This is a genomic window from Dactylosporangium sp. NPDC006015 (assembly GCF_040614215.1).
GTDB lineage: Bacteria > Actinomycetota > Actinomycetes > Mycobacteriales > Micromonosporaceae > Dactylosporangium > Dactylosporangium maewongense.
On record NZ_JBEXUD010000112.1, the window covers coordinates 1 to 2585 of the forward strand.

Annotated in this window: 1 protein-coding gene; it reads left to right on the top strand. The window is 69.7% G+C overall.

From position 1 onward, the window contains the following. Positions 1–2585 (top strand): amino acid adenylation domain-containing protein (locus tag ABZ321_RS58145; protein WP_354905680.1); only part of this gene is annotated, 2585 nt, incomplete at both ends.

Here is a 2585-nt window from a genome sequence, read left to right on the forward strand (position 1 = left end):
CGACCGGCACGACGTGTTCCGGACGTCGATGGTGTGGGCGGGTCTCCGCGAACCGGTCCAGGTCGTGTGGCGCACGGCAACCCTGCCCGTCATCCCGGTCGAGCTGACCGGCACCACCGGCGACGCGGTGGCCGAGCTGCTCGCGGCGGCCGGCTCCTCGATGGACCTGGGCCGGGCGCCGCTGCTGAGCCTGCACGTGACCGGACTCGTGGACGGCCGGTGGCTGGGCCTGCTGCGGGTCCATCACCTGGTCCAGGACCACACGGCCCTGGAAGTGGTGATCGGTGAGGTCGGCGCGGTGCTGTCCGGCCGAGCCGACACGCTGCCGGAGGCGCTGCCGTTCCGGAACTTCGTGGCGCAGGCCCGGGCCGGCCTGAACAGCGGCGAGCACGAGGCGTTCTTCAGTGAGCTGCTGGCCGGGGTCGACGAGCCGACCGTGGCTTTCGGCGTCAGCGACGTCCACGGTGACGGGTCGACCGTGGTGCGGGCCGGGGTGGCGCTCGACGCGGAGCTGGCGGGCCGCCTCCGTGACGCGTCACGGAGGCTGGGGGTCAGCCCGGCGACCGTGCTGCACGTGGCGTGGTCGCGCGTGCTGTCGGTCGTATCGGGTCGCGATGACGTCGTGTTCGGCACCGTCCTGTTCGGGCGGATGAACGCCGGCGCCGGGTCAGACCGGGTGCCCGGCCTGTTCATGAACACGTTGCCGGTGCGAGTGCCGACCGGCGACTTCGACGTGCCGGCCGCGGTGGTCGCGATGCGGAGCCAGCTGGGACGGCTGCTGGAACACGAGCATGCACCACTGGCGCTGGCGCAGCGGGTCAGCGCCGTGCCGGGCAACCAGCCGCTGTTCGCCACGCTGCTCAACTACCGGCACAGCAGTCCCCGCGGACCGGAGGAGGGCGCGGCCGACGGCTTCGAGGGCGTCCGGCCGGTGTACGCCCGGGAGAGCACCAACTACCCGGTGACGGTGTCGATCGACGACGACGGGACGTTCCTGGGGCTGACCGTGGACGCGGCCGGGCCGATCGATCCCGACGGCGTCGTGAGCATGCTGCACACCGCGGTCGCCGGCCTGGTACAGGCATTGGAAAGCACCACACCGGTGCCGCTGTCGGAGATCGGTGTCCTCAACCCCGGCGAGCTCGACCGCGTCCTGCACGAGTGGAACGGCACGGCGGTCGACGTCCCGGCGGCGACGTTGCCGGGGTTGTTCGCGGCTCAGGTGGCGCGCACGCCGGATGCGCCGGCGTTGGTGTTCGAGGGTGAGTCGTTGTCGTATGCGGAGCTGGACGGTCGGGCGAACGGTCTGGCGCGGCTGCTGATCGAGCGTGGTGTGGTCGCGGATTCGGTGGTGGGGGTTTCGCTGCCGCGTGGTTTCGACTTGGTGGTGGCACTGTTGGCGGTGCTCAAGGCTGGTGGTGCGTATCTGCCGATCGATCCGGATCTGCCGGCGGAGCGGGTCGCGTTCATGGTGGCGGACGCGGGTGCGGTGTGTGTGATCTTGGGGGGTCCGTTCACAGAAACGGCTACGGCTGCGGATGTTGTGGTTGTGCCGGGTCAGGCGGCGTACGTCATCTACACGTCGGGTTCGACGGGTGTGCCGAAGGGCGTGGTGGTGTCGCACGAGGGCATCGTGAACCGTCTGGTGTGGATGCAGTCGCGGTTCGGTCTGCGGCCGGGCGATCGGGTGTTGCAGAAGACGCCGTTCGGGTTTGACGTGTCGGTGTGGGAGTTGTTCTGGCCGCTGATCCAGGGCGCCACGATGGTGATCGCCCGTCCCGGTGGTCACCGCGACCCTGCTTATGTCGCGGAGCTGATCCGTGATGAGCGGGTCGACACGGTCCACTTCGTGCCGTCGATGCTGGAGGCGTTCCTGGCCGTGCCGCAGGCGGCTGAGTGCGGTGGTCTGCGGCGGGTGGTGTGCTCCGGTGAAGCGCTCGGCTCCGCGGTGCGTGACCGGTTCTTCGAGACCCTTCCGGGTGTCGGGTTGTTCAACCTGTACGGTCCGACCGAGGCTTCGGTGGACGTGACCGGATGCGAGGTGCCGGCCGAGGGTCCGGTGCCGATCGGTCGTCCGGTGTTCAACACCCGCGTCTACGTGCTTGACGACCGGCTCAACCCGGTGCCGGTGGGTGTGGCGGGGGAGTTGTATCTGGCGGGTGTGCAGCTGGCCCGTGGGTATGTGGGCCGTTCGGGTTTGACGGCCGACCGGTTCGTGGCCGACCCGTTCTCCAACGCCGGCGGTCGGTTGTACCGCACCGGCGACGTGGTCCGGTGGGACGGCGACGGAAACCTGACGTATCTGGGCCGCGCCGACGACCAGGTGAAGATCCGTGGGTTCCGGATCGAACCCGGCGAGATCGAAGCCGTTCTGGCCACCCACCCGCAGGTGAACCAGGTCGCGGTCATCGCCCGTGAGGACACCACCGGGGACAAGCGTCTGGTGGCGTACGTGGTCGGCGGCGTCGACAGCGCGGTGCTGCGGGAGCACGCCGCGGAGCGGCTGCCCGAGTACATGGTCCCGTCGGCTGTCGCGGTTCTCGACGAGCTGCCGTTGATGTCGAATGGGAAGTTGGACCGTAAGG